We start from the raw sequence: 6,429 nt of genomic DNA, 5'->3' as shown, positions 1-6,429 counted from the left end.
CCGCTGACGGCCACGCTGCTCACATCGCTGCCAGCCGCAATGCCGGAGACGGTGAAGTCAGAGGCATCGGGTGTGGAGCTCTCGTCCAGGGTCTCGTCGTAGGTGAGGACCAGAGAGGTCCCGTCGATGGTAGCGGAAGACAGAGTGGGAGCGGTGGTATCGGGCTCCACGGTATTGTTGGTGACAGACTCTCCGCTCAGAGAATCAGCCTGATTGCCGGCCTCGTCCTGGATGGGGTTGGTGCCGGGAGTATAGGAGATGGTGACGGTGTCGCTGAAGACGGCGGCATTGGCCATGGTCAGGGTCACGGTGGTGCCGCTGACGGCCACGCTGCTCACATCGCTGCCAGCCGCAATGCCGGAGACGGTGAAGTCAGAGGCATCGGGCGTGGAGCTCTCGTCCAGGGTCTCATCATAGGTGAGGACCAGAGAGGTCCCGTCGATGGCGGCGGAAGACAGAGTGGGAGCGGTGGTATCTGCCGCCAATGCCATCGTTGGCAGCAGAGAGAATATCATGCAGATGGCGAGAATACTGGATAAAACCTTTCTTCTCATGTAGGATGTTCCTCCTTTATTCAGATAACGCAATGTGTGAGCTCTGAAATAAGGGAGGGCCCCGCCCCATGGTTTCCGGTGGGAAGCGCCTGGGAGGGCCGGCTCTGGTCCATACAGACAGATTGCCTCTGGCTGCAATACCCCCTGTGAACCACATATAACATCACCCCCTTCATCTGCCAGTCATCCCGTATATATACAGGTTAAACCTGTAAGGATTATAGCATTAACCTCTAAATTTTACAAGATTAACTTGTAAAATTTGAAAAGCCGGACGGAGGTGAGTAGATTGGGAAATCGCATCAAGGAACTGCGCCAGGAGCTGCGCATGACCCAGACCCGGCTGAGCATCGAGTTGGGTGTCTCGCAAGAGACGGTCAGCGCGTATGAGCGGGAGCTTCACTACCCGAGTTTTGCCCAGATTCTCGTGATGTCAAAGCTTTTTCACGCGAGTATCGATTACATTATGGGACTTTCAGACGTCAGGGACTGTACGTCATTTTCCCAGAACAAAAGAGAGGAGAATCGGGAGCTGCAAAAGCTGCTGGCCCTGGCAGGGCATTTGAATCAGAATCAGCTGGAGCTGGTGATCGCCTACGCCCAGGGGATGGTAGACGGACAGGTATAACCTGTATAAATACCCCAGTTCAGGAAAATGGAACCCACCGGAGCAAACAAAAAGTGCGGCCAGGAAAAACCTGAGCCGCACTTTTGTCATCTGCAATTTTGGGATGGGAAAAGACCGGGGAAAGGGAAGGACAGGGGTGCATCGCACACTGCGTCAGACGGCGGTGTGGAAGGTGTGCCGGATCACTTCCTCCTGCTGTTCCCGGGAGAGACGGTTGAAGTTCACCGCGTAGCCGGAGACCCGGATGGTGAGGGTGGGGTACTTCTCGGGGTGGTCCATGGCGTCCACCAAAGTCTCACGGTGGAGCACGTTCACATTGAGGTGGTGGGCTCCCTGGGTGAAGTAGCCGTCCAGGATGGATACCAGATTGGATTTCCGCTGGACCTCATTTTTGCCCAGGGCCTCGGGGACGATGGAGAAGGTGTTGGACACGCCGTCCTGACACACCGCCCGGTAGGGGATCTTGGCCACGGAGTTGAGGGAGGCCAGTGCGCCGTTCTTGTCCCGGCCATGCATGGGATTGGCGCCGGGGGCGAAGGGCTCGCCCGCCTTGCGGCCGTCGGGGGTGGCGCCGGTCTTCTTGCCGTACATCACGTTGGAGGTGATGGTGAGGGCGGAGAGGGTGTGGATGGCATTGCGGTAGAGGGGGTGCTTCTTCAGCTCGGCGGAGAAGTAGGAGACTATCTCCACGGCGATGTCGTCCACCCGGTCGTCGTCGTTGCCGTACTTGGGAAAGTCCCCCTCGATGGCAAAATCCACGGCGATCCCTGCCGCGTTGCGGATGGGTTTCACCTTGGCGAACTTGATGGCGGAGAGGGAGTCTGCGGCGATGGACAGCCCCGCCACGCCGAAGGCGGCCAGCCGCTCCACCAGGGTGTCGTGGAGGGCCATCTGGCTGCTCTCGTAGGCGTATTTGTCGTGCATGTAGTGGATGATGTTGATGGTGTCCACGTAGAGCTCGGCCACATAGGAGAGCACCTTTTTGTAGTTGCCCAGTACCTTGGGGTAGTCCAGCACCTCGTCCATGTCGTGCTGGATGCCGGGGATGATGACGCCGCCTTTCTTCTCGTCCACACCGCCGTTGATGGCGTAGAGGAGGCTCTTGGCCAGGTTGGCCCGGGCGCCGAAGAGCTGCATCTGCTTGCCCACCGCCATGGCGGAGACGCAGCAGGCGATGCAGTAGTCGTCACCGTACATGGGCCGCATGAGCTCGTCGCTCTCGTACTGGATGGAGTCGGTCTGAATGCTCATCTTGGAGCAGTAGTCCTTAAAGCCCTGGGGGAGGGATCTGCTCCAGAGGACGGTGAGGTTGGGCTCGGGGGCGGTGCCCAGATTGGTGAGGGTGTGGAGCATACGGAAGGAGCTCTTGGTCACCAGGGTGCGGCCATCCACACCCATGCCGCCGATGGACTCGGTGACCCAGGTAGGATCGCCACCGAAGAGCTCGTTGTACTCGGGGGTGCGCAGGTGACGTACCAGCCGCAGCTTGATGACGAACTGGTCGATGAGCTCCTGGGCGCCCATCTCGTCCAGAACGCCATTTTCCAGATCCCGCTGGAGATAGATATCCAGGAAGGTGGAGACGCGGCCCAGGGAGGTGGCGGCACCGTTGTTCTCCTTGATGCCAGCCAGATAGGCCATATAGAGGTTCTGGACCGCCTCACGGGCGTTTTCGGCGGGACGGGTGATGTCACAGCCGTACCGGGCGGCCATGGCGGCCATCTCCTTCAAAGCCCGGATCTGCATCTGGACCTCCTCCCGCAGGCGGATGCGCTCGTCGGTCATGGGGCCGTCCAGCATGTCCAGGTCTTTTTCCTTCTCATCAATGAGGAAGTCGGTGCCGTAAAGGGGTACCCGGCGGTAGTCTCCCACGATGCGGCCCCGGCCGTAGGCGTCGGGCAGGCCGGTGAGGAGCCCGACGTGTCGGGCGTCCCGGGTGCGCTTGGGATAGGTGTCGAACACGCCCTCGTTGTGGGTCTTGCGGTAGAGACGGAAGTGCCGCTCGATCTCCGGGTTGAGCTGGTAGCCGTACTGCTCCAGGGCGGAGGTGGCGTTGCGGATGCCGCCGAAGGGGTTGACGATGCGCTTTAAGGGGGCGTCGGTCTGGAGGCCCACAATGACCTCGTTCTCCTGGTCGATGTAGCCAGGGGCGAAGTTGTCGATGCCGGAGACCACGTCGGTCTCCACGTCGATGATGCCCTTCTTGATCTCCTCCAGAATCAGGGCCTCGGCCTTCTCCCACACCTTGGCGGTCTTGGGGGAGATGGGGGCCAGAAAGTCGTCCCCGCCCTCATAGGGGGTGTAGTTCTTCTGAATGAAGTTGCGCACGTTGACCAGGTGACGCCACTCGCCGGTACGGAATCCCTTCCAGGCGGTGCAGTTGACATCGATGCTCATAGCTCCCATTCCTTTCTCATTTGTCGGTTTTCCGGCAGCAGCGCTCGTTGAGCCGCCGCTCCCAGTCTTCCAGTTTCGTCTTGTCCATGGGGGGGACGCCCTCCAGGGTGTAGGGGATGCCTAGGGCCTCGTATTTGTGGACCCCCATAGTGTGGTAGGGGAGGAGTTCCACCTTCTCCACGTTGGGCAGGGTGGAGATGTAGTCCCCTAGAGCGGCCAGATGGTCTTCGCCGTCGGTGAGGCCGGGGACCACCACGTGGCGCACCCACATGGGGACGCCGGCCTCCCGCACTGCCTCCACGAAGGCCAGGGTACGGTCCATGGGCTGGCCGGTGATCTTCCGGTAGCCCTCGGCCTGGTGGTGCTTCACATCATAGAGCACCAGGTCCGTATGGCGCAGGATGGCGCCGTAGTCCCCCAGACCGGCGCCTGCCGTATCCAGGCAGGTGTGGACCCCGGCGGTGTGGAGACGTTCCAGCATCTCGGCCAGAAATTCCGGCTGTAAAAGGGGTTCCCCACCGGAGAAGGTGACGCCGCCGCCCCGGGAGAAATAGGGCCGGAAGCGCAGCAGCTTGGCAGTGAGGACCTCCGGGGTGAACTCGGTGCCGCTGCCGGTCCAGGTGTCGGGGTTGTGGCAGTAGAGGCATCGCAGAGGGCAGCCCTGCAAAAATACCACCGCCCGCACGCCGGGGCCGTCCACCAACCCCATGGATTCCACAGAGTGGATGTATCCGATCAAAAGGTGCTCCTTTCCGCCCGGAAGATACAAAAAGACCGTCCGGGCACCTTTAGGTGTGCCCAGACGGTCGGCAATCTCAAGCATCATACTCCATGTGGTCCGCCCACTTCCGTCAGTCATATGATGTGAATTAAACATACAACAGATTCCGGCGAAAAGTCAACGGAAAGCGGAGTAATGCCGATAGATTTCTCTGTTTTGCCAGAAGAGCAAAGTCAACTGTGTTCTTTTGTTGTGCGTATCGCAACAAAAAAGGAAATGAACGAAAAGCGGCAGGGATGAAACCAACGGTACCCAAAATGTGATATTGTTTATGAAAGCTGAGAGAGAAGGTGAGCATTTGTGATGAGAGAAGCGGCAATGCTGCGGAAGATCAGGGCAGGGGACCCGGCCGGGCTGGAGGGGCTGATGACGGCCTATCTGCCTTACGTCTCCGTGATTGTCTGGAATATTCTCCGTGGCGCCATGCCGCCGGAGGATGGGGAGGAGGTGGTCTCCGATGTGTTTCTGGCGGCCTGGGATCAGGCCACTGACCTTCGGGCGGGCCATGTGAAGGGATGGCTGGGGGCGGTGGCCCGGAACAAGGCCAGAAATAAGCTCCGCCAGGCCGGAAGGACCCTGCCGCTGGAGGAGAACCTCCTGGAGCTCCCGGACTCCTCTGACCCCACTGAGGGACTGACCCGGGAGGAGGAGCGGGTGCAGGTCCGCCAGGCGGTGGAGGCCCTGCCGGAGACGGACCGAGAGATCTTTCTCCGCCACTACTACTATGCCCAGACCGTGCGGGAGATCGCCGAGGCAATGAAGCTCAAGGAGCCCACGGTCAAAACCAGGCTGAGACGGGGCAGGGAAAAGCTGAAGGCCATGCTGACGAAAGGGGATGAGACCGGTGAAGCGTGATATATTCGACCTGATGGACGGTTACTGGGAGGAACGGCTGGACCTGGAGGGCTCCACGCCTTTTTCCGCCCGGCAGATCAGGACACGGACCATGAGCATGCTCAAGGGGAAAGAGGATAAGAGATGTGCTCAGCGCCGCAGCCGCCTGCTGCGGGGGCTCCTGGTCGCAGCGATTGTGGGAATGCTCTGCTGTGCCACCGCCTTTGCTGTCCTCAACTCCCTGCGAGAGATCGCCCGGGCAGATATGGGTGTCTCGACCACGGAGCCCGTCCCGGAGTGGTCGGAGTACGAGACCACCGGCGGGGAGGCGGGGGAGACGGAGCCCCGGGCGGAGCTGACGGCCGCCCTGTGCGCAGGGGAGCGGGTCTACGCCTATCTTGAAGTTGCACCAGTGCCGCCCGATGTAGCGGGGGCACTTGCGGCGGACAGATCGGTGTACGAGTGGTGGCCCAGCAGGATCACCCTGTCCACTTGCAGCTCCCTCATGGAGCAGATGGGATACGATCAGGAGACCCAGACCGCCCTGGTAAAGGCGTCCTTCTACAGCCAGGAGTTGGAGGAAGTGGAGGAGATGGGCTTCACTCTCCAGCTCAGGCATGACGGCCAGACGGAACAGACCTACGGAGCAGTGACCATTCCCATTGTGGAGCAGCAGGCCGTCCGCTGTGAGGTGGATCTCCCCGTGGTGAATACCACAGATGACCTGGCTGCCAACCTGCATCCGGAGGACGTCCCACTGCTCTTGGACTATGAAATGGAAGGGCGGATCACCTGGCTCTCCATCTCCGTGGGGCAGTTGGAGGTGGTGTTGGAGGCGCCGAATGTCACCGAATGGCTGGCCGCCTCCGGGGCCGGTCAGATCCAGGGCAACTCCCGGGGTCTGCCACAGGAGATCCAGGAGGGATTTCTGCGGAGCCTTTATCTCAAGAGCTGGGCCTCGGGCGTCGATGAGGCTCTGGAGGGGATGACCCTCCGCCTCCGGGACGGCACCGCGGTGGCAGTGGAGGACCTGCCCCGGGACGGTTCCGGTGGCTGGTGGGCGGCAGAAAATACGCCGGTGCTCATGTATGACGGGACGCAGCGGTATCAGTTCGTTCTGTCCCAGGCGCTGGACCTGAGCGCCATCCGGTCGGTGACCGTGGGCGGTAAGGAGTATACCCTTCCTGCTGCGGGCCTGCCGGAGGATTAAAACGGGAAACTGTGTTGCTCTTTGT

Annotated in this window: 6 protein-coding genes and 1 riboswitch; of the genes, 3 read left to right on the top strand and 3 right to left on the bottom strand. The window is 60.7% G+C overall.

What is annotated here, in order from left to right; genetic code table 11:
- Positions 1–554, bottom strand: a 554-nt coding sequence (locus tag Q0K15_RS01565) for a SwmB domain-containing protein (RefSeq protein WP_294511086.1), incomplete at its 3' end; no start/stop codon positions are given.
- Positions 555–843: 289 nt separating this feature from the next.
- Between Q0K15_RS01565 and Q0K15_RS01560 the strand changes: the two genes are divergently transcribed.
- Positions 844–1,182, top strand: coding sequence for a helix-turn-helix transcriptional regulator (locus tag Q0K15_RS01560; RefSeq protein ID WP_365932908.1), 339 nt, complete (start codon positions 844–846; stop codon positions 1,180–1,182).
- A gap of 153 nt (positions 1,183–1,335) precedes the next feature.
- On the opposite strand, the gene pflB is transcribed toward Q0K15_RS01560, so the two are convergent.
- Positions 1,336–3,579 carry a formate C-acetyltransferase gene (pflB, locus tag Q0K15_RS01555; protein WP_294511080.1) on the bottom strand — a complete coding sequence of 748 codons (2,244 nt, stop codon included), beginning with the start codon at positions 3,577–3,579 and terminating at the stop codon, positions 1,336–1,338.
- Positions 3,580–3,595: 16 nt separating this feature from the next.
- Positions 3,596–4,318, bottom strand: coding sequence for a pyruvate formate-lyase-activating protein (gene pflA / locus Q0K15_RS01550; protein ID WP_294511077.1), 723 nt, complete (start codon positions 4,316–4,318; stop codon positions 3,596–3,598).
- Positions 4,319–4,368: 50 nt separating this feature from the next.
- A riboswitch (ZMP/ZTP riboswitch) is annotated at positions 4,369–4,448 on the bottom strand.
- Positions 4,449–4,663: 215 nt separating this feature from the next.
- On the opposite strand from pflA, the gene Q0K15_RS01545 reads away from it, so the two are divergent.
- Together Q0K15_RS01545 and Q0K15_RS01540 are read left to right on the top strand one after the other, a co-directional pair.
- Entirely contained in the window at positions 4,664–5,215 is a 552-nt protein-coding gene (locus tag Q0K15_RS01545) for an RNA polymerase sigma factor (protein WP_294511074.1), read from the top strand.
- The gene (locus tag Q0K15_RS01540; RefSeq protein WP_294511071.1) at positions 5,205–6,404 is read left to right on the top strand and encodes a hypothetical protein; all 1,200 of its coding nucleotides are present in this window, start codon (positions 5,205–5,207) and stop codon (positions 6,402–6,404) included. The genes Q0K15_RS01545 and Q0K15_RS01540 overlap by 11 nt, the downstream gene beginning before the upstream one ends.
- Positions 6,405–6,429: the final 25 nt, after the last annotated feature.

Source organism: uncultured Intestinimonas sp., assembly GCF_944387245.1.
In the GTDB taxonomy this organism is placed as follows: domain Bacteria; phylum Bacillota; class Clostridia; order Oscillospirales; family Oscillospiraceae; genus Intestinimonas.
This window is presented reverse-complemented; position numbering and strand designations above follow the sequence as displayed.